Below are 26447 nucleotides of genomic sequence, written 5' to 3'. Positions count from 1 at the left end.
GAATTACGAGCTATTAACTTCTAACTTGTCTACAGACGTAGCACTGCGCCACGTTTCTAAAACTTTAAACTTGTAACTGATAACTGTTCACTGCTCACTAATTTAAAATGACTAGTTCACAAGAAACTGAAACTACTACGACAAAAGATTTTGACGCGAATGCGACTTCACAATCGGAATTTCTCGACGAGTTACCCGGTGAAGTGGAAATGTCGCTTTTCGATCATTTAGAAGAATTGCGAACAAGAATTTTCTATTCGCTGATAGCTGTGGTGTTAAGTGCTGTTTGCTGTTTCATTTTTGTAAAGCAAATTGTCCAGCTGCTCGAAATTCCAGCCCAAGGTGTCAAGTTTCTTCAACTTGCTCCTGGTGAATATTTTTTCGTATCTATTAAAGTTGCTGGCTACAGTGGCTTGGTTTTAGCTAGCCCATTTGTTTTGTATCAACTAGTTCAATTTGTTCTACCGGGGTTAACTAGAAGGGAAAGACGTTTACTTATACCCGTATTTATGGGTTCTACCGTACTGTTTCTTTCGGGATTGGTATTCGCTTATTTTGCGCTGATTCCCGCAGCTTTGAACTTTTTTATTAATTATGGTGCGGATGTAGTTGAGCAAAGTTGGTCAATCGATAAATATTTTGAATTTGTTTTATTATTGCTATTTAGTACGGGTTTAGCTTTTCAAATTCCCGTAATTCAACTTTTGCTTGGAGCCTTGGGAATTGTTTCTTCTAAAGTAATGCTTTCAGGTTGGCGCTATGTGATTATGGGAGCGGTAGTTTTAGGAGCAATTCTTACACCTTCTACAGATCCACTTACACAAAGTCTTTTAGCTGGAGCAGTTCTAGGATTATACTTTGGTGGAATTGGTTTAGTGAAATTAATAGGTAAATAATAAATAATTAATATTACTTTGTAGGGGAGCATCCCAATGGCGGCAAAAAGCCCACAGACTAAAGCCTGGGGCTAATACTACAAAGCCCACCTATGCCCTTTGGGCATAGGTGGGCTTCGTTTATATAGCCGCACCCTTACAGGGTGTCGGGTAAAATGTTGGTTCAAAATCGGGATGTTCCCCTTTGTAGGGTGTGTTATGGCGCGACAAAAAATTTGAATTGAACGAAATACTTCGCGCCTAATACACTATTCCAATATCAGTTTATGGAAGGTTCAATATGCTGCTTACCTACGAAGACTTCGAGAAAGTAGAAATCCGCGTCGGGAAAATAATCAAAGCTGAAAATTTTCCCAAAGCAAGAAAACCAGCTTACAAATTTTGGATAGACTTTGGTGATTTGGGAGTCAAAAAATCTAGCGCTCAAATTACCAAACTTTATCAGCTAGAAGATTTAATCAATAAATCAATATTAGCCGTAACAAACTTTCCACCCCGTCAAATAGCAGATTTTATGTCTGAAGTTCTCGTTTTAGGAGTATTACTGGATGACGGCGAAGTTGTATTAATTCAACCAGATAGAGAAGTAGCTTTAGGTAAAAGAGTATTTTAATTTATTGATTTACCCATCACCAATTACCAATTACCAATTACCCATTACCTTTTCTAAATTCTATGCTGCATAATTTCATTTTCCGACTTCCAAAGAGAAGCCGGTAGTCGCCAGTACATACTATTTTCCCTTTCCATAAGTTGATAGCCAATCAATTCTCTTCTTAAAGTGGCGAAATCCGAATGGTGAACGCTAATAATTTCATTTACCTGAGATTCTTTATAAATTAAATCTGGTTCAAACTTTCTTACTAACCATCGAAGCACGACGAACCGCTTTTTTCTAGATGCAGGAATCCTAATTATTTTAATACCATCAAGATAACTTTTGAGAACTTTATTTTCCCAAGTTTCTAACTTTGAATTTGCCATACATATTTTATTTAAAGGCGTAGTCAAACGAAGAAAGATAATAAATTGCAAACAATGTTATCTAATTGATAAATTTGTCAGCTATTGATGCACTTTAATTTTAATTAACAGCCATTTCAACCATTAATCATGGCATCTTTCATACATTTATTTTAATGAAATTAACTGGTAATAGTAAAAATAAAGAAACAAGAAATTACAAATAATGTTATCTAAGCTACAAATTTACTAACTAAGTTAGTAGACTTAGTTTTTGCACAAGCCGTTTTAAATGCCAGGTATTATCCTCAGAAATTAAGACAATAACTAGACGTAAATACGACAAATTAATTTTCTCATCCGAAATTCTCCCCTCTTAATTAAAATTTTCTCAATCAACCGGCTCCAGTTTTTAGTGAGAAAAAATGCTGTAGCTTTGCATGAACTAAAAAGCTATAATATCCACTCAGAAGTACGCTCGCCTAAATCCAAAGGAACGCTGACAGCTTTACCAAGTCGCGGACGTTCTCGGGTTTCCTGAATAAATCCCTGTACCTGCTTGGTTCCACCCATCCCATCAAGATAATTCGCTACCGTATCCAAATGCTCTAGGTACTCATTCTCATTCAAAGGAAAGGAAGCTTGCTCCAAATATTTCCACATTACCTGTAGAAACAGTTTTCCTTGTGTACGACGCAACTGAACATCATAGGAGCGTCCCCACTTCTCAATCAATATTTGACGTAATTCTTGTCCTGTCATAACTTTACTTTTCGTAGTTTACATTTAGTAATGATATGAAGTTCCGTGACTCCAGTATGATAGGAATATAAAGAAATGTAATGCTAAAAAAAGGATGCCGAATTAAAATCTGGCAAAGATCGAATTTGGCATTTATATAGGGCATGGGCAATCCAAGACTGGAGTTTCCCAATAAAAAGAACTCAGGTCAAAAAAAGTTAACAAAAATCAACCTCGAACCCGTAGATTATGGCTCAATTCTCTGAATCAATGGACGTACCCGATATGGGTCGCCGCCAATTCATGAATCTTCTGACTTTCGGAACAGTTACCGGAGTAGCTCTGGGAGTATTGTATCCCGTTGTCAAGTATTTTATTCCGCCTTCGAGTGGTGGCGCTGGTGGTGGTACCACAGCAAAAGATGAACTTGGCGATACCGTTAGCGTTTCTGATTTTTTAGGCAAGCACAACCTAGGCGATCGCGTTTTGGTGCAGGGGCTGAAGGGAGACCCTACATACATCGTGGTAGATGGAAGCGAATCCATTCAAGATTATGGAATCAACGCTATCTGTACTCACTTGGGTTGCGTTGTACCTTGGAACATTGCTGAAAATAAATTTAAGTGCCCCTGTCACGGTTCCCAGTATGATGCTACTGGTAAAGTAGTTCGCGGTCCTGCACCATTATCTTTAGCGTTGAGTCATGTAACGGTACAAGATGACCAAATGGTAATCACCCCTTGGACTGAAACCGACTTCCGCACCGAAGAAGAACCTTGGTGGGCTTAAACAGTAACCAGTTATCAGTTATCAGCTAGACTAAAAATTTCATAATTTCTTCTTGAGGTCAATCCTAATAACTGCTGGCTGTTAGCTGTTGCAAACCTTTAATCCTGCTTCCTTAGTTCTTGAAACAAGAGCTAGTAACTAATAACTAACGACCAATTCCGACGAAGAGATGAGAAATACTTGTACAAGACGGTTAAATCGCCTATTTAAAGCGATTTCCAAAACATTGCTGGTGGCGATCGCCGCAGTGGCATTCTTTTTTACTAGCGATCTAGCACTTCCTCAAGCTGCTGCTGCTTATCCTTTCTGGGCACAAGCAAGCTATCCGGAGACTCCCAGAGAACCAACAGGACGTATTGTTTGTGCCAACTGCCATTTGGCGGCAAAGAATACTGATGTAGAAGTTCCTCAGTCAGTTTTACCAGATACCGTATTTAAGGCGGTAGTTAAGATTCCTTATGATACCAATGTTAAGCAAGTAGGTGCTGACGGTTCCAAAGTAGGTTTAAATGTTGGTGCGGTATTAATGTTGCCTGAAGGCTTTAAACTCGCTCCTCCCGAACGCATATCTGAAGAATTAAAAGAAGAAGTTGGGGATGTTTACTTCCAGCCTTATAGCGAAGAGAAAGATAACGTCTATTTAGTTGGTCCGCTTCCTGGAGAACAGTATCAAGAAATCGTTTTTCCAATTCTTTCTCCAAACCCCGCAACCGATAAAAATATCAAATTCGGTAAATATGGTGTTTACGTTGGTGGAAACCGCGGACGGGGACAAGTCTACCCCACTGGCGAGAACAGCAATAATAATGTTTTCACCACTTCTGCTGCTGGTACAATTACCAAAATTGGCAAGCAAGAAGATGATTTTGGCGGTACAAAATATGCGGTAGACGTTCAAACTGCTGAAGGTGAAACCGTTACTACCACAATTCCCGCAGGTCCGGAATTGATTGTTTCTGAAGGACAAAAAGTAGCAGCAGGTGAAGCTTTAACCAACAACCCAAATGTAGGTGGTTTTGGTCAGCATGATACGGAGATAGTACTGCAAAGCGCAGCCAGAGTTAGAGGATTAATTGCATTTGTAGCTCTTGTGATGTTGGCTCAAATAATGCTTGTCCTTAAGAAGAAGCAGGTTGAAAAAGTTCAAGCTGCTGAAATGAACTTTTAAGCACAATTGTCATCTTAGATTATTTGTATGCGGACAGGTGCTAACCTGTCTTTTTTTATTTTTTATAGACAAATGGGCATAGGGGTTTTCAGTTGCTTGCCATACAAGCCTTTGCTCCCTCTAAGAGTAGGCTTTCCCAAAGCAAATTTGTTTTAGGACTTATTTTGTTAGCCAAGGAGTTTCATGTCCCCTATCTTGTATAAAAATCATCTAAATTTAGTGAAACTATTTTTAAATTTATGTAGATAAATTTAAAATTTAATCAAAAATAAACAAGTTTTAGTTTAAGTTTTTAGGATTATTATAAAATGTAATAAATAATCAATTTAACAAATTGGTAAAATTCATATTCAGTTGCCTATCACCAATATATAAGACTGAAATTATCGTATTTTTTATCAAATTTAGAGTTTTTAATCACAAATAATATTTTTATAACTTACGAGAAAAAACGGTATTTAATTGTATCTCAAAGTTTTTAATCATACAATAAACATGGCTACTTGATAGTTAATCAAGTTGACAGACTACAAATCTTAACCAAGATTTACCTCGTGAATATTAGAAATAACCCTGGTATTCGGATTTGAAATCAGTCTAAGGTTAGATATAATCCACACCTGAGAAGGTTGTTACATGTAGCAAAGTTGGTTTTAGTCAACTTTCTGAAAAAAAAAATTTATTTAAAACAAAAAAATTAAAATTTTCATCAAAATTTTGATACAGTGAAAATTACCAACATAAGTTAACAAAGAACCTATCTTGACAAATCCTTCTATCTCCTGGGTCAACTTTGGCATGTGCTATCGTTCTTTCAAATTGAGGAGCGATATTCTATATCAAGCATTTTTCGGTTTTGCGAACCTTACAGAACTGAGTAGTACGGCTTTAGTATAAGCTCGTTATTGTCATTGCTCAGTTTTCTTTGCCTGTAGCGATGCTCCTTGTGTAGCAGCAATTTTTTACTATTGTTTGTTTAACCCGTAACTAGTATTATTCGATCAAACATAATGAGCGACAGTACATTCTTTAGTTCGGTTAATCAAAGTATTCGAGATAACTTCTGTTAATGTTCAGCTTCAAGGTTGTAAAGGGATGTTCAAGTCTGCGATAATCAATAAGGAATCAGACCCTTCCTTAAATGTAAATCTAGGTTGCAATCTCAAGCATAAGCCTAGAGACTACCAAGAGGAGATTTTTGTCACGATAGAATTTCTCCGAAGTCTAAGCAGAAGGCGACTTCGGCAGTTTAAAGAAATTGATGTAGGTAAAAATTGTGTTTCTCAATGGAATGCGAATCAATTAGCTCGCTCGTTTTAGCAGTTGTTATTTTTAGTGAAGGCAGTTTAGTTAAAACAGATAGAGTTGCATTTCAAAACAGTTAGGATGCATTTTCTAACTTTACGTGTATTGGGCAACTTTAGAATGGTTAGTTAGCCCATTCAAGGGGTTTTCCCCACAGTACAGCGAATAACTAATCCCTAGGGCACAGCTGGATATTAATTATGGCATTCAAGTATATGAAAGCAATCGCTTTTCACTTGAAATAGTTAAAATTTCTCGTCCTAGATATAGAAATTACCTTTATTGAGGAAGGTAAAAGGAAATTTGTCTTCATACTAGTTGTTAAATAAGGTGCAACGAATGGTACTGTAATATAGTGGTCAATTTCTTTGTCAATTTAAGCGGTTAAACCAACTGCTTGACTTTCTGGCTCATAATCCAGTATTAAAGTCACACAAGCCTTTTTTCCCGCAATTATAGTTAGTTAAACAGGGTTAAACCTTGAGGAACTGTATGTAATTATCCTGCCTTCTGATTGGAAGTCTTAAAATTTGGTAGATATTTCACGTGGTTTCTGCTTGGCTTACACAAGTAAACGCGCTATTTCAATAACAAGCGTCAACTTTCAAGTTATCAAACTTATTCAAGTACGTAATAGCTTGAGAGACGAAACTCTCGTCTTTACTAATTTTAAGCAAGCTGATATTTTTCGGAGTCCTCTTTTTATCCCTCTACTTTCTAGACTTCTTCTAGTATGAGAAGCTATTTTGTACAAATAAATTTCTCAACTCAAAAGTATCAGGAAGCTAGATAACACGGTAGATTGCGGCAAAATACCACTAAATGTAGAGCTAAATCTCTGCATCATCTACCGCTCTGGGTAGACAATCGAACGCACATTTACAAGTAAAAGTTTTTCATTAATTGAAGGTCAACAACTATGGGTATTGTTCAGTCAAAGTTAGAAGCTACTGAATCAGCTTTTCATGTAGAAGCTTATGAAAAAATTGAATATAGCCTCGTCTATGTTGATGGGATTTTCGACATTAATAATTCAGAACTAGCAGAATGCTATCAGAAGTTCGGTCGATGCTTGGCTGTTGTAGATTCTAATGTCTACAAGCATTACAGCAGTAAAATGCAGCAGTATTTCGAGCATTACAACATCGATGTAACTGCTTTCCCCGTAACTATCACCGAGCCTAATAAAACAATCCAAACATTCGAGAAAATTATAGATGCATTCGCTGATTTCAAACTAGTTCGTAAAGAGCCTGTTTTGGTAATCGGTGGTGGATTAGTAACAGATGTTGCGGGTTTTGCTTGTTCTACTTATCGTCGCAGCAGTAACTATATCCGCATCCCTACTACTTTGATTGGTTTGATTGACGCTAGTGTTGCAATTAAAGTCGCAGTTAACCATAAGAAGCTCAAAAATCGCCTAGGTGCTTACCATGCTTCTTCAAAAGTATTCCTTGATTTCTCCTTCTTAGGCACCTTGCCTACCGATCAAGTCCGCAACGGTATGGCAGAATTAGTCAAAATTGCCGTAGTTGGGCACAAAGAAGTATTTGAATTGCTCGAAGAATACGGTGAAGAATTGCTTCGTACTCACTTTGGTAACAATGATGCGACAGAGGAAATTAAAGAAGTCGCTCATAAATTGACTTACAAAGCCATCAAAAAGATGTTGGAATATGAAGTACCAAACCTACACGAGTTAGACCTAGATAGAGTTATAGCCTATGGTCATAGCTGGAGTCCAACTCTTGAACTAGCACCCCGCGTACCTATTTTCCACGGTCATGCAGTCAATATCGATATGGCTTTATCTGCAACAATTGCAGCTAGAAGAGGTTATATCACCAAGGAAGATAGAGACCGGATTTTAGGCACAATGAGCCGAATTGGACTTTCTCTGGATCATCCTTTATTGGAAGCAGATCTTTTATGGCGTGCAACTGAATCTATTTCTCTGACAAGAGACGGAAAACAAAGAGCTGCAATGCCAAAACCAATCGGCGAATGCTTCTTCGTTAACGACTTGACCCCTGAAGAATTAACGGAAGCTTTGGCAGAACACAAAGAAATTTGTCAGAAATTCCCTCGTGGTGGTGAAGGGGTTGATATGTACCCAGTTTATTCTGAATCAGAAGCTGAGCTTGTAGGGAGCGAAAGCTAATGACGGGTGTTGTAGAGAAACCAGTAGCTAGACCAGTTACCCCTTTAGGGATATTAGCCCAAGAGTTAGAAGCGGTTGTGCAAGCATTGGATAAAGAAACATTGCCAGCACAGATTAAAGAAAAGCTCAACTTTGCTTCTCGTTTAGCTTCTGCTTTAGACCCTTATTTAGAAGAATGCACCACTTCTGAATCAGCAGCTTTAAAAGCTCTGGCAGAAAAAACGGCGCGAGAGCAGTGGGGTAATCGCTTTAAGGGCGGTGAAACCGTTGTTGCTTTAGAGCAAGAAATGCTTTCTGGTCATATAGAAGGACAAACTTTAAAGATGTTCATCCATATGACTAAAGCAAAGCGAGTATTGGAAATCGGTATGTTTACCGGCTATTCTGCTCTAGCAATGGCAGAAGCATTACCCGCAGATGGAAAGCTAATTGCTTGTGAAGTTGACCCTTACACAGCAGAGTTTGGTAAAACTGCTTTCCAAGAATCTCCTCATGGAGAAAAAATCCAAGTTGAAATTGGTTCGGCAATGGAAACTTTGGACAAACTAGCAGCAGATGGAGAGTCTTTTGAGTTTGTATTTATTGATGCAGACAAACCAGGGTACGTAGATTATTTCAATACTCTGTTAGAGAAAAATCTGTTAGCCCCATCTGGTTTTATCTGCGTTGATAATACATTGCTTCAAGGACAGCCTTATTTAAGCGAAGCAGAACGTACTGCAAACGGAAAGGCGATCGCTGAATTTAACCGCACCGTTGCCTTGGATAAACGTGTTGAACAAGTTTTACTTCCGGTTCGAGATGGTTTAACCATCATTCGCCGTAATCAAGATTAAAATCTTCCGTTAGGCTTATGCTTTCTTTAATCCTCCCTTTATAAAGGGAGGATTAGGAAGATTAAATCAAGTTAATGCTCATTCTCTAAAAACTTTTCTTATCGCAGTTATGTTTGCTAATTCATTCTTTTTTAGTTTTTAACAGTATTAGAAAATGGCACAATCATCTATTCCTGTTCTCTCTTCTCAAACTGCAACACATACGATTTCGTTAGGAAGGCGTTTTGTAGCATTAGTTCAGAACTTAGCTACTTTAACTGCACTGTTGCTAGCTTTACCAATTAACGCCACTATCGTATTTATCTCCCTGGTCTTAAAAATACTTATTTCTCCGTTTCAAAAAGAACAGACAACGGTAACTACTGCCGAGCGGAAAAATATTCTTATTAGTGGCGGAAAAATGACCAAAGCACTACAGCTTGCTCGGTTTTTTCATGCCGCAGGACATCGAGTAGTGCTAACAGAAACTCACAAATACTGGTTATCAGGTCATCGATTTTCTCAAGCTGTAGATAAATTTTATACAACACCCGTACCGCAAAAAGATTCACAAATTTACACTCAAGCTTTAATAGATATTGTAAATAAAGAAAACATTGATATATACATTCCGGTAACAAGTCCAATCGCTAGCTATTACGATGCTTTAGCAAAACAAACACTATCAGAATATTGCGAAGTATTTCATATAGATGCTGCTACCTGCGAAATGCTTGACGATAAATTTGCTTTTAGCGAGAAAGCGCGAAGTTTTGGTTTATCGGTTCCTAAATCTTTTAAAATAACTAATCCCGAACAGGTTTTAAATTTTGATTTTTCTGGAGAAACTCGTAAATACATTCTTAAAAGTATTCCTTACGACTCAGTAAGACGCTTAGATTTAACTAAGCTTCCTTGTGATACTCCCGAAGAAACAGAAGCTTTTGTCAGAAGTTTACCAATTAGCCCGCAAAAGCCTTGGATAATGCAGGAATTTATTCCTGGCAAAGAATATTGCACTCATAGTACTATTCGCGATGGTGTTGTAAGACTGCATTGTTGTTGCGAGTCATCGGCTTTTCAAGTCAACTACGAAAACGTAGAAAATGCAAAAATTCGTGAATGGGTAACGCACTTTGTTAAAGAATTAGGAGTTACAGGACAGCTTTCTTTTGATTTCATTGAAGCTGAAGATGGTAATGTCTATGCTATTGAATGTAATCCGCGTACTCATTCTGCAATCACTATTTTTCACGATCAACTGCAACCAGCAGCCAATGCTTACTTAAGTAAAGAACCCATCAAAGAACCTTTACAAGCATTAATTAATAGCAAGCCTACTTACTGGACTTATCATGAGTTTTGGCGTTTAAATGAAATTCGTTCTTTTTCTCAATTAGGAAATTGGATAAAGAATATGCTGCAAGGTACAGACGCAATTTACACATTTGACGATTCCTTGCCATTTTTAATGGTTCATCATTGGCAAATTCCTTTACTACTGCTAAAAAACTTATTTAAATTAAAAGGTTGGACAAGAATAGACTTTAATATCGGTAAACTCGTGGAGTCGGGTGGAGATTGATTTTTTATCTATAAATACAGATTTGTATCTGCGGTGAGTGCAATATTAAACGGAAAACCACCATAATGTTTTTTGCGATGCAGTTGAACGGTAATAATGCAAGGTGGGATACCCTATATAGTTTATCGGTTAACACACCTTTAACTCTTTTGTAATATTTTGTTACCTTTGTTTACATAAAGACACAAAAGTTTAATAGAGAGACGTAAGCAACATGATGACTATATTGATTTCACTATTCGTGGTTGGTTGGGTAGCTGCTGCATTAATCGGTAGCCAAGCGTATTTCCGAGGAGAGCAGAGAAAGCCGATTCACGAGCGCAACTGGAGTTCTGAATCTTTTGATTTCTTAGCTAAATCAGTGACTGGTAAAGAAACCGACTACATTGAGCGCGTACCTGCCTACGCTATTGATGCTTATGCTGGTAAGCAAATGGGTAAAGAATAAGAGAATGAAATGCTTTAATAACGGCGTTTTCATAAGCAAAACCCTCAGTATAGCGATACTGGGGGTTTTGTGCATATGGCTATTTTTTATAATTAAAATACTATTGTCTACCCATTTTTTCGGAAAAGGTGGACATAGCCCACCTAAAAACAATTACGCCTTTAAATTACAAAGTCCGGTATGCTCGATAGTTGATGCTAGGAAAAATATTGTCCATATATTCAACTTTCTCCAACCATCCGCTATCAATTTTTCCAATATTAATATCTTCGTAAAGCTTATTAAATCGCATTAAATGAGAACGAGTTCTTCTTACAGCATAAGGAACCATTGTTCCAGTTCGCATAATAAAAGCCCAGTCAGAAGATTGTGCTAGAAGCAATTCTCGTGCTGCTTGATTGAGAGCCTTCCACTCCAACTCATCTTCGGCTTCTCGGCTAGATAATTCAATCATCCGTTCGGCAGCTTTATGTAAATGAGGATAAATCCAAGTATTAGTTTCATTCAACCAGTACTCATGAAAGCCCTTGTATCCCCAACTTGACTGAGAAGGGCGACAAACTTGTTGAACCGGATTAGTCTTCAAGTAGTCCGATAAATGAGTCATATCATAGGTATTTTGGTCAAACCAGGATTTACGATATAGATAATCAATAAACCAAGGACCTTCATACCACCAATGTCCGAATAATTCGGCATCGTATGGGGAAACCACAATTGGAGGACGATGCATCATATTATGCAGATGCTCGACCTGACGTTCGCGGTTGAACGTAAAGTTAGAAGCATGTTCTGCCGTTTTTTCTCTGGCCCAGTAGGGGTCATAAAGTTGCTTATCGCCAAGTCCTAAACCGCGACCGGTAATTTTATGATATTTAATGCCCGTGTTTTTGCGTTGACCGTTAGGCATAATGTAAGGCTTAATATACTCGTACTCAGCCTCCCAGCCCAAATCTTTATAAAATTCCCGATATTCCGCAGCACCGGGGTAACCAACTTCAGAAGACCATACCTGTTGCGAAGATTCATGATCTCGCCCAAAAGCTGCAACGCCAGTTTCTGTAAAAATAGGGGCGTAAGTACCAAATCGGGGACGAGGGCGGGCATACAAAATACCATGCCCATCGGTAAGGAAATAACGCAGTCCAGCATCAGCGACCATGCGCTCTAAGCCTTCATAATAAGCGCATTCAGGTAGCCAAATACCTCTAGGTGGACGACCAAAGTTTTCTTCGTAATGCTCTGCTGCTACCTGAAGTTGTGCCCAAACCGCCTGTGGATACATTTTCATTAGCGGTAAATAACCGTGAGTCGCACCACAGGTGATGATATCGATATTATTAGAATCTTGGAATTGCTTAAAAGCAGTTACCAAATCGCCTTTATATCGTTCCCAGATTTCTCTAGTAGCATCAAATTCCTTTATATAATGCTCAGCTAAATATTTAAGATGACCATTTTCAGCATTATGTTCGCTTTCTAGTTCTACAAGTTCCTGTAGTTTTGCCAAGTGTTCGTCATAACGTTCTTGGAGAAGCGGGTCGCGCAACATCGAAACCAAAGGTGGTGTCATACTCATGGTGATTTTAAAATCAACACCGTCCCGTTTCAATCCTTCAAAGACTCGTAATAAAGGTATGTAAGTTTCTGTAATAGCTTCATAAAGCCATTCTTCCTCCAGCACATAGTCACTTTCTGGGTGACGAACGAAGGGCAGGTGTGCGTGAAGTACAAGCGCGACGTAGCCAATAGCCATAGTATTAATTCCGAGCTGATATCTATATATTGTTGTGATTAAGCAGAAGTATTCCTCCGGAAATCAAGCACGAACCTATTCCACACTTTAACTGTGGGACTAGATAAATAAAGCCTAAAAGCGTTTTTACTCGCCGAAGGAACATTTCTAGTTAGTCAGAAGTTAACAATATTTTAAGACTTTATGGGAATGAGTAAGCTATCGTTGCCAATTTTTATTGATTTATGCGTGTTTTAGATTGGCATAAGGCGTAGTTTAAGAGTTGTGAATATCAACTAGCGGGTATTGGGAGCATCTTACAGTTGTCCCCATTTCCCAATCTTCTTTAATGCTCTGTCCGCGCAATTAGCAATTACCGATGCCCTAATTTTAATCTTCGCTTTCTTGATAAAGTTGTTGTAATTTCTGCTGCTGTTTCTTCCGAGAAACCCGGCGATATTTCTTGCTTTCTAACCTTGGTTCGTATTGTTGCCGCCCTTTTCCTTTTGTTTTTAGCTTCATATTGGATTCTGGATCGGCTTGCTGCTTGAGCCAAGTTTGACGTTCAATTGCTTCTTCTAAAAATTCTAAATAATCTTGATAACGTTCCCAATCTCCTCGCACTACACAATCTGGTTCATTTCGATGCAGACAATTATTAAACCTGCAGCTACCACTTTGTAACCTTTGCATAGCTTCTGGAAAGTAACTGACTAGTTCTTCTGGCGTACAATCGAGGTCTGGTTGATTAAAACCTGGAGTATCCGCGAGTAAACCTCCTCCGGGAATTTCAAATAGTTCTACGTGACGAGTAGTATGCCTTCCGCGAGCTAATTTTCCGGAAACTTCTGCAACCCTTAAATTGGCGTTGGGAATTAAAGTATTAATTAAACTGGATTTTCCGACTCCGGAAGCTCCGGCAATTACGGTAATTTTACTTCTCAAAATATTTTCTACAGCGTCTATATTGATATCTTTGTAAACGCTGATAAACTCCGGTTGATAGCCCCAAGCATTTAGACGCTCTTTAATTTCTGCTTGCTCTTGGGAAGCGATTAAATCGCTTTTATTCAAACATAAAACTACATCTAAACCTGTTGACTCACCCTTCACTAAAAAACGGCTGAGTTGATAAGGCTCTAAGGGAGGATCTGTGACTGCAAATACCAATAAAATTTGGTTTACATTTGCGATCGCCGGACGATCGAGTTCCGAGTGGCGGGGAAAAACATCGCCGATAGCACCCCTACCACCGGCCCAATCTGGTTCTTCTATGACAACGCGATCGCCAACTATTACCTGTTGACCGATTTTTTTTAAGCGGCTTCTGCGAGTACATAAAAGAATCGATGGTAATGGGGTAATTGAAGCAGAAGAAGCAGAGGAGTCAGGGGAAGTTGAGGAATCAAATATTATGTTATCAGTATCAGATGACGAACTTCTTTCTTTTCTTGCCTCTTGGACTTCACCTGCTTTTAAATCAAGCTGAACTCTATAATAGTTGGCTTGCACTGCTAGAACTGTACCTGTTAAATCTCCAGGACTAATTAATGATGCTTCGCCACTCATGAGTCACTAATACTACAGCGTACTAATAAGGAGAAATAGCCAGAACAGTCAGTAATTTGTTCAATTTTATAACCAGCCATTGTCAAGCTATCGGGAACCTGCTCGATTGGTTCTCCTGGATCTAACCAGACTTCGAGTAATTCCCCTGCTTGCATTTGCTGCAAACGAAGCTTAGTCCGCACAAAATTAATTGGACAAGGAGTTCCCCGTAAGTCAAGTTGAGCATCGGGAGATAAAAGTGAAGATACACTCATTATTTTAATTAAATAGTTTTCCCAAAAATCCTTCTAAGCCGCCTTTGCCGGTTCGCTCTCCTTTAATTTTAGCTAGTTTTTCAAGTAATTCTCTTTCGTCAGGTGTCACCTTGGTGGGAATATCAATTAATACTGTGATCATATGGTCGCCTCTGCTTACGGGATTTCCTAAACGTGGGACGCCGCGATTTTCCAACTTCATGACCGTATTAGGTTGAGTTCCGGGGGGAATAATCATTTCTACCGGGCCGTCTACAGTATTTACTTCTAAGCGACATCCTAAAATTGCTTGAAGATAGCTAACTTTGATTTCTGACAGTACATTGATACCATCGCGCTGAAATTCTTCATCTTCATTTACAAATAAGTAAACGTATAAATCTCCAGGGGCACCACCTCGGATTCCAGCATCACCTTCATTGGATATACGCAAACGGGTACCGTTGTCAACACCGGCTGGAATAGTAATTTTAAGTTTCTTGGTAACTTGATTTGCGCCTTTACCCTCACAGGCATCACATTTGTCTTCCACGACCATTCCCTGTCCGTTACAGGTAGGACAAGTTGATACTTGTGTAAAACTACCGAAAGGAGTACGAGTTACGCGGCGAACTTGACCCGAACCGCTACAGGTGGAACAAGCCCGAGGGCGGGTACCAGGTTTAGCGCCAGAACCGCTACAAACGTCACAAGTTTCCAGATGAGAGATGCGAATTTCTTTTTCGCCGCCAAATACCGCTTCTCGAAAATCGAGCTTTAAGTCCAAGCGGAGGTCATCACCTCGAACAGGTCCGCTACGTCTTCTTTGAGACTGACCTGCACCTCCAGCAAAGCCACTAAAAATACTCTCGAATATATCGGCAAAACCACCCATATCCCCGAAGTCTTGGAAGCCAGCAGCACCAGCACCCGATACTCCTTGTTCTCCAAAACGGTCGTAACGAGCGCGGGTTTCCGGTTCCGAAAGCACTTCATAAGCGCGGTTGATTTCCTTAAACCGCTCCTCGGCTCCCGGCTCTTTGTTCACGTCTGGGTGATACTTCCGGGCTAGGCGGCGGTAAGCACTTTTCATTTCTTCTTTGTCGGTGTCACGAGAGACACCCAGAATTTCATAATAGTCGCGAGCCATAAAGCAAAGGTAAAAGTTAAAATGTTGGAAACAAATATGCAGTTACAGGTCGGGGAACCCATTAAAAATTTTTTCTTAGAAAAAATTTTTAATGGGAACCCGTCGGGCAGAAGGCAAAAAGTTAAGTTTTATTATTAATTATTGATTTTACCCTTTACGCTTGATAAAAATCATCACTTTTACATTAAAGTGCAGGTGTAACCTGAGGAAGGACGACATTTATTATTTAGCCTGCTCCCTACTCTCTTATAATTGTGCTACGTAGATGTGCAATAAGCAGACTCTAACCAGAAGGGCTAGCCGCACTAATTAGTGCGGAAAACCCACCATCTGATATTTTACGGCATTAGAAAAATACTTAGGGAAGCAAGTACACAATTTAGAAACCTCTTCTGGTTTAGTAGAAGAGGTTTCTAAATAAAATTTATAGCTGCACTACATTTAAGCAAAATTGCTAATTAAGTAACTAGGTCAAATTAAATATAAAACCTCACCTTATTAAGGAGAGGGATTGAGAAGCTACTGCGTTGCGGTGAGGTCTTATTTTATATTCAATTACGTCCACTTACTGACTAGAACAAGGTTATTAGTCTATAGCTTCGTAATCAGCTTGTACTGTGTGATCTTCTTCAAAATCAAAGCTGAATTGCGGAGCAAAAGCTTCTTTTGAAGCCTCGCTATCTTCTGGAATCGCAGGGCTATCGGTACTATCGGAACTATCGGGATTCTCAGAAGTTTCAACCACTTCTTCGTAATTTCCAGTGTTAACGCGACTATATACTTCTGCACCAATAGCGAATACAGTTTGTTGAAACTCATCCAAGCTTTGTTTGAATTCTGCTACAGATATTTTTTCATTGGCCATTGCAGCTTGCAATATTGCTAATTTTTCATCAATAGAAGCTTTAAGCTGCTCGTCAATTAAATCCGCATTATCCGTTAAAGAGGTTTCGTAACTGTGTAACAGAGTATTAGCTTGGTTTGTCAATTCGATTAACTCTAATCGCCTTCTATCTTCTTCAGCATAGGTTTCAGCCTCTTGACGCATTCTCTCTACTTCGTTCTGACTCAAACCACCTGTATTAGTAATCCGAATAGTTTGCTCTCTACCAGTGCCTTTATCCTGAGCGCCAACTTTTAGAATACCGTTAACATCAATTTCAAAAGATACTTCAATTTGCGGTACTCCACGAGGGGCGAGAGGAATTCCATTCAAAAGAAATTTACCTAAACTTTTATTGTCACGTGCCATCGCTCTTTCACCCTGAAGAACGTGAATCTCCACTGAATTTTGCCCATCTACCGCTGTAGAAAATATTTGGGATTTGCTAGTAGGAATTGTAGTATTACGCTCCATTATTTTGGTAAATACTTCTCCCAAAGTTTCCAATCCCAAAGACAAAGGAGTGACATCTAAAAGTAGCAAATCATCAACTTCTCCGCCCAATACTCCAGCTTGGATTGCAGCACCTAGAGCCACAGCTTCATCTGGGTTAACGGAACGATCTGGGGCTTTCCCACCAAAAAACTTCATTAAAGCATTCTGCACTGCAGGAATACGAGTAGAGCCACCCACCAGAATAATTTTGTCCATCATTTCTGGCTTCAAGTCAGCATCTTTAAGGGACTGAACCATTGGTTCGACAATAGCTTGAATCAAATCCTCGCTAAGTTCTTCAAATTTGGAACGGCTAAGCTCCATTTCCAAATGTTTTGGTCCAGTTTCATTGGCGGTAATAAACGGTAAGTTTATTGAAGTACTCGGCATAGTGGAGAGTTCAATCTTTGCTTTTTCCGCAGCTTCCCGCAGGCGTTGCAGCGCCATCTTGTCTTCGGAAAGGTCTATTTTTTCTTGGTGGTAGAAAATCTCCATCATCCATTGGACGATACAGTTATCAAAATCGTCTCCCCCGAGGTGATTGTTACCACAAGTTGCTTTTACTTCAAATACTCCATCTCCAAGTTGGAGAATAGAAACATCAAAAGTTCCACCTCCCAAGTCAAACACAAGAATTAACTGTTCTTCATCTTGTTTATCTAAACCAAATGCTAAAGCAGCTGCGGTTGGCTCATTGATAATTCGCAGTACTTCCAATCCAGCAATTGTTCCAGCGTCTTTAGTTGCTTGTCTTTGAGCATCGGTAAAATACGCGGGAACCGTTATTACTGCCTGAGTTACATCTTCTCCTAAAAAATTTTCCGCATCCTGCTTTAACTTCTGTAAAATCATTGCGGAGATTTCTTGAGGAGTATAGTTACGTCCGCGAATTTGGACATCAACAGTATCGTCTCGACCTTTGTCACAGCTATATGGTACGCGAGCGCGTTCCTCTTGAGTATCATCCCAACGACGACCAATAAATCGTTTAATACTGTATATAGTGTTTTCTGCATTAGTTACCGCTTGGCGCTTTGCCAGAGGACCAACCAGGCGCTCGCCACCTTTGCCGAATCCCACAATGGATGGAGTAGTACGTCCGCCTTCTGAATTAGCAATTACAAGGGGTTGTCCACCTTCCAAAACTGCGACACAACTGTTGGTAGTGCCCAAGTCGATCCCAATAACTTTTCCCATAACTATCGGTATTTGTACTGATTAATTCTATAAAGCGGCATTTTTTACAACTAATTAATTTGAACAGTTTCCCGTTTATCAAACAATGTTCGTTTATGGGGAAACTGTCCATCTTATGTATCAAATAATTTCGCTGTAAGGAGAAATATTTGATCGCAATCGTTGCTAATAAAAAGCGCGGATGGGACTATTAAATAAACCCGGATGCGATACTCGTCCGATTATGATTAACCGACAGCAGTTTTAGTTAGTGGAAGCGAGCGACTCTTAAGTACTTGTTTCCCCAGACTGGGAGTTCTCCTCAGAAGGGGAATCTTCCTTTTGAGCAGCCACTTTAACCATTGCATGACGTAGCACGCGATCGCCAAGAAAGTATCCGCGTACTAACTCTTCTAACACTGTTCCTTCCGGATATTCATCCGTAGGTTCGCGCATAACTGCTTCATGTTCGTTGGGATCGAACTCTTGACCTTCAGGACGCATTGGCGAAACTCCCAAGCGTTTGAGAGAGTCTACTAACTGTTTGTAAACGCCTTGATAACTTTTGTGAATTGCCATTTCCCCGTCATTTTGGGGCTTAATTTGCGCTCGCGCTCGTTCAAAGTTATCAATTATTGGTAATAATTCTGTAATTGTATTGCGCTTAACCTGTAGTTCTAAATCGTCTTTTTCTTTGAGCGTTCGTTTACGGTAATTCTCGAAGTCTGCTGCAATTCGCATATATTGACTGCTACGCTCATCTAACTGTGCTTTCAAAGACTTGATTTCAGTCGATTCTGAAGCACCAGCATTATTTGGAGCAGTTGTTTGGGTTTGATTGTTAGCATCTTCTGGATTGACGGTAGCATTTTCTGCTACGTTCGCCTCAATTGTGACTGGCTCGTTAACATCGCTGTTGGAATTTGTTTCTGGAGAGTCGCTGTTCATCACTTAATGTACCTCTGTTTGTTCGCTGTTAGAGCACTGCTGTGTAGTTTCGATCCGGACCGTTCGTTGTTCGGTCACTTTAATCTAATCATTTAGGGATAGTTTACAGGTAACTTGTTACAGCCATTAATTCACAGCAGCTAAAAAATTCACTTACTGCAAGGGGAAGTTAGGCGTAGACAGTCTGCCAAATATTCCACGGAAGTGGTATCTCAGTCATGTATTATGACAAATGCTGAACGCCTTGATGACTTTTATTAATAAGCTTTGTTGTAGAAATTTCTCACTTAAATAAGTAGGGGTTCCCTCATGCTGTCCGAATCTAAGAATTTATTCTTATGCATGACAAAGATTATTTTGACCTCCAACCTAGTTATCAAATTCGACTGTACTTACAAAAATAGGCGCTTTCTAAAGCAACACCACTCGTAAAAAAAAATTAGTAAAGATTTCTTGGTTGAGATGAAAATTTATTCCCCCAGGTTGGGAATACTCAAATAGTACGGTTTGTGCAGCATCCATCATCTCAATATATGACTTACTCGTCGCAACAAAGGCGTAGTACCGCTCTGAGCGTTAAATCGGAGTTTTCGCCTTTCGGTAACAAACTTGTTCAATCTGGCTTCGTTGACAACAGTCAGATGAAGCAGGCACTAATAGAAAGTCGCAAATCGGGTAGACCTTTAATTGAGGTTATCGAATCGATTGCAGGGCGACAACTATCACCAGAGCTACTTCGCGAATATAAAAAGCAACAGCTATTTGAACTTAAAATTCTTTACGGCGTAGAATCCTTAGATCCGGAAGTTAGCCAAGTCGGCACAACTTCTGTGGGGGGCTTGATTGAGACTCTTGTGCCCGTTGATATTTGTCGTCGGCATCGCCTAATTCCATTGTCAAAACATGAAGATGAGAATCCACCCTACATTTTAGTAGCGATGGTGGATCCAGATAATCTGGAGGCTTCCGACGACTTGAACCGGATTTTACGTCCTCAAGGCTTCAGTTTACAAAGAATGGTAATTACCGCTGAGGATTATCAGCAGCTAATCAACCAATTTTTGGATGAAATGGCTGTTAAACAGAAGCATATAGAAAAGCAACAATTTACCGATATTAATCAAGATTTAGAAAATCTAGATAATCTCGATTTAGAAGATGCTCCTGAAGAAGCTGAAGCTGATTTAGGGTCGGCGATGAAAGGTGCTGAGGATGCACCAATTATTAACTTGGTGAATAGAATTCTTGCCAAAGCATTGCATGAAGGAGTTTCTGATATTCACATCGAACCCCAAGAAGAAAATTTACGTATACGTTTTCGTAAGGATGGTGTATTAAGGGAAGCTTTTGACCCCTTACCGAAAAAAATCGTTCCAGCAATTACAGCCCGTTTTAAAATTATTGCGACCTTAGATATCGCCGAACGTCGCCTTCCCCAGGATGGACGCATCCGCCGTTTGTTTGAAGGGCGCAAGGTCGATTTCCGCGTAAATACGTTACCAAGTCGTTACGGAGAAAAGGTAGTACTCCGAATTCTTGATAACTCCTCAACTCAATTGGGACTGGATAAATTAATTACCGATACCGAGACGTTGCAAATTGTTCAGGAAATGGTAAGCCGCCCCTTTGGCTTAATTCTAGTAACAGGGCCTACTGGTTCGGGTAAAACAACTTCTCTGTATTCTGCCTTAGCCGAACGAAATTCTCCTGATATTAATATCAGTACCGTGGAAGACCCGGTGGAATATAGTTTGCCCGGAATTACTCAAGTGCAGGTTATTCGGGAAAAAGGTTTAGATTTCGGTACGGCATTGCGGGCATTCTTACGACAAGATCCAGATGTATTACTTGTTGGTGAAACCCGAGATAAAGAAACTGCAAAAACAGCTATCGAAGCAGCACTAACAGGTCACTTAGTATTAACAACCCTGCACACCAACGATGCTCCCGGTGCGATCGCACGTCTTGGAGAAATGGGCATTGAATCTTTTATGATTTCTAGCTCCTTAATCGGGGTGCTGGCACAACGTTTAATGCGTCGCGTATGTAGCGAATGTCGTATTGAATACTCGCCTACATCGCAAGAACTTAGCCGCTACGGTTTATCGGCATCTCAAGAAGCTGATGTCACTTTCTATAAAGCTAATACACTCAGCATCGAGCAGGCTCAAGAAGCTAAAGCTAATAACAATCTTTGTGAAAAATGTAACGGCATTGGTTACAAAGGACGTTGCGGTGTTTACGAAGTAATGAGAATTACCGAACGCATCCAAGCTTTAATCAACGAGGAAGCACCAACAGAATTAATTAAAGAAGCAGCAGTAGAAGAGGGAATGAAAACCTTGCTTGCTTACAGCTTGGATTTGGTGCGTCAAGGAGCTACTACCCTCGAAGAAGTGGAACGGGTAACATTTACCGACACGGGCTTGGAAGCGGAATTGAAAGCGAAACGTAAGAGTGGTTTGACTTGCCGAAATTGTGAAGCTCAATTACAACCTGAATGGTTGGATTGTCCTTACTGTATGACATCTCGCTTTCAAGATTAGTTGTTAGTAAAAACAAATAAATCCAGATAACAAGTATTAAACAAAAAATAAAAGGTGCAGACAAATGGAAATGATGATTGAAGATTTAATGGAACAAATGATTGAAATGGGAGGTTCGGATATGCATTTGTCCGCTGGTTTGCCTCCTTATTTTCGCATCAGCGGTAAATTAACACCGATCGGAGAAGAAGCCTTAAGTTCCGATCAATGTCAGAGACTAATTTTTAGTATGTTAAATAATTCTCAACGTAAAATCCTCGAACAAAATTGGGAATTAGATTGTTCTTACGGTGTAAAAGGATTAGCGCGTTTTCGGGTAAACGTTTACAAGGAACGCGGTACTTATGCTGCTTGTTTAAGAGCATTAAGTTCTAAAATTCCCAATTTTGATAAATTGGGTTTACCAGATGTGGTTCGAGAAATGTGCGACAAACCCAAAGGAATGATATTGGTAACTGGCCCCACCGGTTCCGGTAAGACAACAACTTTGGCGGCAATGATTGATTTAATCAACCGGACAAAATCTGAACATATCCTAACAATTGAAGACCCGATTGAATTTGTTTACGAACCAATTAAAAGTCTGGTTCACCAACGTCAATTAGGTGAAGATACTAAAAGTTTTGCTAATGCTTTAAAAGGTTCTTTGCGTGAAGATCCAGATATTATTTTGATTGGAGAGATGCGGGATTTGGAAACAATTTCCCTGGCTATTTCCGCAGCAGAAACTGGTCACTTAGTATTCGGAACATTACACACATCTTCAGCAGCACAAACCGTTGATAGAATCATCGACGTTTTCCCTGCTGATAGACAAACTCAAGTTCGCGTACAGTTGTCTAACTCTTTAGTTGCGGTATTTAGCCAAACTTTAGTACCAAAGAAAAATCCTAAACCTGACGAATTTGGTCGAGTTATGGCTCAGGAAATTATGGTTATTACTCCTGCTATTTCCAACATGATTCGTGAAGGAAAAACATCTCAAATTTATTCATCGATTCAAACTGGTGCCAAGTTAGGAATGCAAACCTTAGAGAAAGTTCTTGCTGATTACGTTAAAGCAGGAACTATTTCTTTTGAAGCCGCCATGTCCAAAACTTCCAAGCCAGATGAAATCCAACGTCTAATTGGTTCCGCACCAACTCGAGCAGCTAATGGTAAAGCAAAAGCTGGTGCAAGACGTTAGTCTGTAAACATTTTACTAGTAGTTAGTTGTTATTTATGCCAATTACTAACTACTTTTCATTAAACAAGTTAAAATTTTGATTTTTTGAATTTAAACTATATAAATTATGCCTACTTTCGTCGCTCGCGTTCGCGATTCAGAAGGAAAATCTAAACAAGAAAAAATTAGTGCAAACTCTTTAGCAGATGCTCGCACTGAATTAAGACAACAAGGTTTTGTAATCCAGGATTTACAAGAATTTAAAGGTTTTGATATCGGCGATGCCCTGGATTTAACAAAACTGCAAAACAAACTTGCTACAGTTGCTGTTAAAGATAAAGCGATTTTTTCTCGTCAGTTTGCTGCTTTAACAAATGCAGGGGTTGCCATTGTCAGAAGTTTAGGAGTGCTTTCCGAACAATGCGGCAATCCAAAGTTAAAAGAGGCACTATTAGATATTAGTAGTGAAGTACAAAACGGTGTTAATCTTTCCGATGCTATGCGAAAGCACCCTCAATGTTTTGATGGTTTGTATGTCAGCATGATTCAAGCTGGCGAAGTTGGGGGTGTTTTGGATGAAGTTCTTAATCGTTTGGCAAAATTATTAGAAGATACGGCTCGCCTGCAAAACCAAATCAAATCGGCAATGTCTTATCCTACGGTAGTAGGTAGTTTAGCAGTAATCATTTTTCTGGCAATGACTATTTTTCTAATCCCCATTTTTGCCAATATATTCAAAGATTTGGGGACGGAATTACCGGCTCTAACGCAGTTTATGCTCTGGGTAAGTGGTGTGCTTACAAGCTGGAGGCTTTTTGTTCTTATTGGTATTGTTGTCGGAGCAAAACTAGCTTTCGATATGTACTATAAGACACCTGTAGGCACATTAAATATCGATGCTCTTTCTTTAAAACTACCTTTATTTGGTGACTTAATTCAAAAGTCAGCTATCGCTCGTTTTAGCCGCACCTTTGGTTCTTTAACTCGCTCCGGAGTACCAATTTTAACCTCCTTAGAAATTGTCCGAGATACATCAGGAAACCAGGTAATTGCTAACGCTATTGAAGCTGCAAAAAACGAAGTACAGCAAGGGGGGATGATTAGTTTTGCTTTACAGAAGGAAGATGTGTTTCCTCCTATGGCAATTCAAATGATGAGTATTGGGGAAGAAACGGGAGAATTAGATGGGATGTTGATGAAAGTTGCGGATTTTTATGAAGATGAAGTTGAACAAGCAGTGAAAGCTATGACTAGTGTTTTAGAACCTGTAATGATTGTGGTTATTGGTGGCATGGTTGCTGTGATTCTACTGTCTATGTATTTACCAATGTTCGCAGTCTTTGAAGAATTGGGTTAAGAACAGTTACCAGTTATCAGTTATCAAATAAAAAAGTTAATTGATAACTTCCCACTTTTAAAATGCCAAAGCTTTAAGATTAATAACTCTCAACTAATAATTCAAAATTTCAAATCTAAAATCCAAAATTATTTATGCCCGTACAAAAATCTCAATATGAAATCAGCTTGGCTGAATATAGCGATCGCTCAGCAGCAGTTGCTCTTTTAAAGCAGCATCGTCCCTATTTGGAAATGATTCCTAGCCTACGTCGCCCAGATGAAAGTCTTGTGACAATTCCTTTACCAATTATCCGCATTCGTAAAACGGAAGCAGATTTACCCTGCTCTACTTGCCTTCCTTGTGATTTAGCAATTTTGATGTGCGATCCAGAATGGAAAATTAAAACAGGAATTGAGATTCTGGTATTTATTCATCGCCCGGATGAGGATTTTTCAGAATTACTAGGAAGATGGCGACAAACTCAAATTTGGCTAGACAAGGATTATGAGTGGTTTATGCCTCCTCGCTATAGTCATATTTTGAATGAAGGTACAAATACTATACATCCTCTGTTTGTGGTTTTTCCTGAAACCCCAGAACTAATTAAGCGCGGTTTACTAGGTTCTGAAGCTCCGTATATTGTTCAAACACCCCAATTGTTTTTTGATGAAGAAATAAAAGAGGAAGAACAACAATTAGAAAATTAACAATTGATTGACAATTAATAGCTGTTTCTTTGACTCATGTAATATTATCGTAGGTACATGAAGCATTTATTTTTACTTTAATAAAATAGCTTGTATTTTATGGTTTTCAATTTTTTTTAAGGCTTTAACGTTGTTAAAGTCTTATTTCCTATATGACAACCTAGCTTAAATTTATAACGACTGTACTGATAAACTATTGCATATTTAATTTGTATACAAGACGCAGGCAGCAACGCCTGCACTATAAGATAATTTTTATTTTGACTATTATACAATTTAGCCGCACATCAACTTAAGTAAGCCGGCGAAAAAAAATATAGCTATGTAACGAAAAGTTAAGATGAGGTATTTGAGTAAAATTTAACACGTTCTGTTTTATAAGCTCCTTTCTCCCCTCTGGCTTCAACCCCATTCATTACAGCTCCCGGCAAGGTCTAGTTCATCATCAAACATTTGACCAGATAATTCATCCTTTTTGATATGCTGCCACTCAAGTTCAATTGGATTCATTTCTGAGCAGTACTTGGGTAAAAAGAATATATACAAGCCTTGTTTTTCCCATTTTGACCATAATTGCTGTACTTCTCGGCATCGATGTATCGGTCCGTTGTCTTGTACAACTACTCTAGTACGCCCAGTTTTTTCGGCATCAGCAGCTTCATATTCCATTATTTGAATGTAAGCTTTACGGTCAACACCGCCTATTACCAAACCGTAGACAAAGCTGATTAGAGGTTGAAAAAAACCAATAATGCTCAATCTACGTCCACGACGTTTTGTTTGTTCTAAATGTTTTTGCTCACCTTTGAAGTAGTAAGTATAGCCGGGTTCACTCCACATACAAAACCCTGACTCATCCAAATACTTTAAATCTATTTCTCCGCAAGCCGCAGATAATTGCAGCATATCTAAGTCTGCTTGCTTTATTTCGCGAATTTGCGAGTCTTGTTTGTTTTTATGGCTTTTTCTTGTTCTTTTCCAAATGACCCCCTTTTTTTGCGAAGCTCGCCGGTGGAGTACTCCACCCGGCAGACTTCGCGAGTACCCGACTTAATCTATCAGGACTCAGTTTCACATGGCGTTACGCCCTTCAGGCGTTTAGCTTCGCTAATCGCTTTCTAATTTTTCGGCTAGTTGATGACTGTTGTATGTACGTGGCTCATTTCTCAAACATTCTTCCAAAAACACAATATCGTATAGAGGTCCACTTCGGTTTTAGACCACGACCTTTTGACTCCCAAAGCCCTTCCAATCCTTCTTTTCGCCATCTATGTAAAACATCTCTAACTGTTTGTACAGTCCAATTAAAATGATTTGCTATTTTTTCTACATACCACCCATGTGCATTTAATCTAATCGCTTCTGCTCTATCTTTTACTTTCTGCGGTACATCCGCAGTTTTCCGCCCTCACTAAACTTCGCTCTTGCGAGGAAGTGAGGAATACCCTTAAACGAGCGCCCATATGAAAGTTACCTAAATAGATGCATTATCCGTATTTACCTATCTTTACATAGTTTGGTTTATTTACGCCGACTTACTTACTATGCTCATTTTTATCTAACCGATATAAAGCTACAGCTTACAAGTTGATTTGAAGATTTTATAATTAATAAGGGCTTATGCAACCAG

General features: G+C 39.2%; 20 protein-coding genes and 1 pseudogene. 12 read left to right on the top strand and 9 right to left on the bottom strand.

Features of this window, described 5'->3' with window-relative positions; genetic code table 11:
• Positions 1-107 precede the first annotated feature (107 nt).
• Positions 108-896 (top strand): twin-arginine translocase subunit TatC, encoded by a 789-nt coding sequence (gene tatC, locus RIV7116_RS00710; RefSeq protein WP_015116331.1) that lies wholly within the window; start codon positions 108-110, stop codon positions 894-896.
• 280 nt (positions 897-1176) lie between these two features.
• The gene (locus RIV7116_RS00705; RefSeq protein ID WP_015116330.1) at positions 1177-1509 is read left to right on the top strand and encodes a tRNA-binding protein; all 333 of its coding nucleotides are present in this window, start codon (positions 1177-1179) and stop codon (positions 1507-1509) included.
• A 53-nt stretch (positions 1510-1562) separates the two neighbouring features.
• On the opposite strand, the gene RIV7116_RS00700 is transcribed toward RIV7116_RS00705, so the two are convergent.
• Both RIV7116_RS00700 and RIV7116_RS00695 read right to left on the bottom strand, forming a co-directional pair.
• Positions 1563-1880, bottom strand: a complete 318-nt coding sequence (locus RIV7116_RS00700) for a DUF2087 domain-containing protein (RefSeq protein ID WP_015116329.1) — start codon at positions 1878-1880, stop codon at positions 1563-1565.
• A 432-nt stretch (positions 1881-2312) separates the two neighbouring features.
• Positions 2313-2621, bottom strand: coding sequence for a DUF3067 family protein (locus tag RIV7116_RS00695; RefSeq protein WP_015116328.1), 309 nt, complete (start codon positions 2619-2621; stop codon positions 2313-2315).
• Positions 2622-2849: 228 nt separating this feature from the next.
• Between RIV7116_RS00695 and petC the strand changes: the two genes are divergently transcribed.
• From petC to RIV7116_RS00665, 6 genes are all read left to right on the top strand, one after another.
• Positions 2850-3389 (top strand): cytochrome b6-f complex iron-sulfur subunit, encoded by a 540-nt coding sequence (gene petC / locus RIV7116_RS00690; RefSeq protein WP_015116327.1) that lies wholly within the window; start codon positions 2850-2852, stop codon positions 3387-3389.
• A gap of 169 nt (positions 3390-3558) precedes the next feature.
• A complete protein-coding gene (gene petA, locus RIV7116_RS00685) occupies positions 3559-4557 on the top strand; it encodes a cytochrome f (RefSeq protein ID WP_015116326.1) in 999 nt (332 codons plus the stop codon).
• A gap of 2224 nt (positions 4558-6781) precedes the next feature.
• Positions 6782-8023, top strand: a complete 1242-nt coding sequence (locus RIV7116_RS00680; RefSeq protein ID WP_015116325.1) for a sedoheptulose 7-phosphate cyclase — start codon at positions 6782-6784, stop codon at positions 8021-8023.
• Positions 8023-8859, top strand: coding sequence for an O-methyltransferase (locus RIV7116_RS00675; RefSeq protein ID WP_015116324.1), 837 nt, complete (start codon positions 8023-8025; stop codon positions 8857-8859). The genes RIV7116_RS00680 and RIV7116_RS00675 overlap by 1 nt, the downstream gene beginning before the upstream one ends.
• A 154-nt stretch (positions 8860-9013) precedes the next feature.
• Entirely contained in the window at positions 9014-10423 is a 1410-nt protein-coding gene (locus RIV7116_RS00670) for an ATP-grasp domain-containing protein (RefSeq protein ID WP_015116323.1), read from the top strand.
• A 214-nt stretch (positions 10424-10637) separates the two neighbouring features.
• Positions 10638-10871, top strand: a complete 234-nt coding sequence (locus tag RIV7116_RS00665) for a photosystem II protein, Psb35-related (RefSeq protein ID WP_015116322.1) — start codon at positions 10638-10640, stop codon at positions 10869-10871.
• Positions 10872-11037: 166 nt separating this feature from the next.
• Here the strand turns inward: RIV7116_RS00665 and RIV7116_RS00660 are convergent, their stop codons facing one another.
• From RIV7116_RS00660 to grpE, 6 genes are all read right to left on the bottom strand, one after another.
• The gene (locus RIV7116_RS00660) at positions 11038-12627 is read right to left on the bottom strand and encodes a glycoside hydrolase family 57 protein (protein WP_015116321.1); all 1590 of its coding nucleotides are present in this window, start codon (positions 12625-12627) and stop codon (positions 11038-11040) included.
• Between the two features lie 369 nt (positions 12628-12996).
• Positions 12997-14175, bottom strand: coding sequence for a small ribosomal subunit biogenesis GTPase RsgA (gene rsgA / locus RIV7116_RS00655; RefSeq protein ID WP_015116320.1), 1179 nt, complete (start codon positions 14173-14175; stop codon positions 12997-12999).
• On the bottom strand, positions 14172-14429 hold the full coding sequence (locus tag RIV7116_RS00650) for a sulfurtransferase TusA family protein (protein WP_015116319.1): 258 nt from the start codon (positions 14427-14429) through the stop codon (positions 14172-14174). Before RIV7116_RS00650 ends, rsgA begins: the two co-directional genes overlap by 4 nt.
• A 4-nt stretch (positions 14430-14433) precedes the next feature.
• Positions 14434-15558: a molecular chaperone DnaJ gene (gene dnaJ / locus RIV7116_RS00645; protein ID WP_015116318.1), complete on the bottom strand. Its 1125-nt coding sequence runs from the start codon at positions 15556-15558 to the stop codon at positions 14434-14436.
• 586 nt (positions 15559-16144) lie between these two features.
• Entirely contained in the window at positions 16145-18133 is a 1989-nt protein-coding gene (gene dnaK / locus RIV7116_RS00640) for a molecular chaperone DnaK (protein WP_015116317.1), read from the bottom strand.
• 267 nt (positions 18134-18400) lie between these two features.
• On the bottom strand, positions 18401-19060 hold the full coding sequence (gene grpE / locus RIV7116_RS00635) for a nucleotide exchange factor GrpE (RefSeq protein ID WP_015116316.1): 660 nt from the start codon (positions 19058-19060) through the stop codon (positions 18401-18403).
• Between the two features lie 533 nt (positions 19061-19593).
• On the opposite strand from grpE, the gene RIV7116_RS00630 reads away from it, so the two are divergent.
• The 4 genes from RIV7116_RS00630 (at position 19594) to RIV7116_RS00615 (ending at position 24817) form a co-directional block, all read left to right on the top strand.
• A complete protein-coding gene (locus RIV7116_RS00630) occupies positions 19594-21606 on the top strand; it encodes a GspE/PulE family protein (protein WP_015116315.1) in 2013 nt (670 codons plus the stop codon).
• A 64-nt stretch (positions 21607-21670) separates the two neighbouring features.
• Positions 21671-22792, top strand: a complete 1122-nt coding sequence (locus tag RIV7116_RS00625) for a type IV pilus twitching motility protein PilT (RefSeq protein WP_015116314.1) — start codon at positions 21671-21673, stop codon at positions 22790-22792.
• Between the two features lie 106 nt (positions 22793-22898).
• Complete coding sequence (locus tag RIV7116_RS00620; protein WP_015116313.1) at positions 22899-24128, top strand: type II secretion system F family protein; 1230 nt, start codon at positions 22899-22901, stop codon at positions 24126-24128.
• A gap of 134 nt (positions 24129-24262) precedes the next feature.
• Entirely contained in the window at positions 24263-24817 is a 555-nt protein-coding gene (locus RIV7116_RS00615; RefSeq protein ID WP_015116312.1) for a hypothetical protein, read from the top strand.
• Between the two features lie 402 nt (positions 24818-25219).
• On the opposite strand, the pseudogene RIV7116_RS34615 reads toward RIV7116_RS00615, so the two are convergent.
• Positions 25220-26280, bottom strand: a pseudogene (locus tag RIV7116_RS34615) (IS630 family transposase).
• Positions 26281-26447: the final 167 nt, after the last annotated feature.

Origin of the sequence: Rivularia sp. PCC 7116, assembly GCF_000316665.1 — a bacterium.
Taxonomy (GTDB): Bacteria; Cyanobacteriota; Cyanobacteriia; order Cyanobacteriales; family Nostocaceae; genus Rivularia.
The sequence above is the reverse complement of the archived record's forward strand: the minus strand, read 5'-3'. Positions and strand labels throughout refer to the sequence as shown.

Coding starts and splice junctions, on each gene's coding strand:
- grpE (WP_015116316.1), bottom strand. CDS start 19,060: ATGAACAGCGACTCTCCAGAAACAAATTCCAACAGCGATGTTAACGAG.
- RIV7116_RS00650 (WP_015116319.1), bottom strand. CDS start 14,429: ATGAGTGTATCTTCACTTTTATCTCCCGATGCTCAACTTGACTTACGG.
- petA (WP_015116326.1), top strand. CDS start 3,559: ATGAGAAATACTTGTACAAGACGGTTAAATCGCCTATTTAAAGCGATT.
- rsgA (WP_015116320.1), bottom strand. CDS start 14,175: ATGAGTGGCGAAGCATCATTAATTAGTCCTGGAGATTTAACAGGTACA.
- RIV7116_RS00700 (WP_015116329.1), bottom strand. CDS start 1,880: ATGGCAAATTCAAAGTTAGAAACTTGGGAAAATAAAGTTCTCAAAAGT.
- RIV7116_RS00660 (WP_015116321.1), bottom strand. CDS start 12,627: ATGGCTATTGGCTACGTCGCGCTTGTACTTCACGCACACCTGCCCTTC.
- dnaJ (WP_015116318.1), bottom strand. CDS start 15,558: ATGGCTCGCGACTATTATGAAATTCTGGGTGTCTCTCGTGACACCGAC.
- tatC (WP_015116331.1), top strand. CDS start 108: ATGACTAGTTCACAAGAAACTGAAACTACTACGACAAAAGATTTTGAC.
- RIV7116_RS00675 (WP_015116324.1), top strand. CDS start 8,023: ATGACGGGTGTTGTAGAGAAACCAGTAGCTAGACCAGTTACCCCTTTA.
- RIV7116_RS00695 (WP_015116328.1), bottom strand. CDS start 2,621: ATGACAGGACAAGAATTACGTCAAATATTGATTGAGAAGTGGGGACGC.
- petC (WP_015116327.1), top strand. CDS start 2,850: ATGGCTCAATTCTCTGAATCAATGGACGTACCCGATATGGGTCGCCGC.
- RIV7116_RS00620 (WP_015116313.1), top strand. CDS start 22,899: ATGCCTACTTTCGTCGCTCGCGTTCGCGATTCAGAAGGAAAATCTAAA.
- RIV7116_RS00630 (WP_015116315.1), top strand. CDS start 19,594: ATGACTTACTCGTCGCAACAAAGGCGTAGTACCGCTCTGAGCGTTAAA.
- RIV7116_RS00680 (WP_015116325.1), top strand. CDS start 6,782: ATGGGTATTGTTCAGTCAAAGTTAGAAGCTACTGAATCAGCTTTTCAT.
- RIV7116_RS00670 (WP_015116323.1), top strand. CDS start 9,014: ATGGCACAATCATCTATTCCTGTTCTCTCTTCTCAAACTGCAACACAT.
- RIV7116_RS00615 (WP_015116312.1), top strand. CDS start 24,263: ATGCCCGTACAAAAATCTCAATATGAAATCAGCTTGGCTGAATATAGC.
- RIV7116_RS00665 (WP_015116322.1), top strand. CDS start 10,638: ATGATGACTATATTGATTTCACTATTCGTGGTTGGTTGGGTAGCTGCT.
- dnaK (WP_015116317.1), bottom strand. CDS start 18,133: ATGGGAAAAGTTATTGGGATCGACTTGGGCACTACCAACAGTTGTGTC.
- RIV7116_RS00705 (WP_015116330.1), top strand. CDS start 1,177: ATGCTGCTTACCTACGAAGACTTCGAGAAAGTAGAAATCCGCGTCGGG.
- RIV7116_RS00625 (WP_015116314.1), top strand. CDS start 21,671: ATGGAAATGATGATTGAAGATTTAATGGAACAAATGATTGAAATGGGA.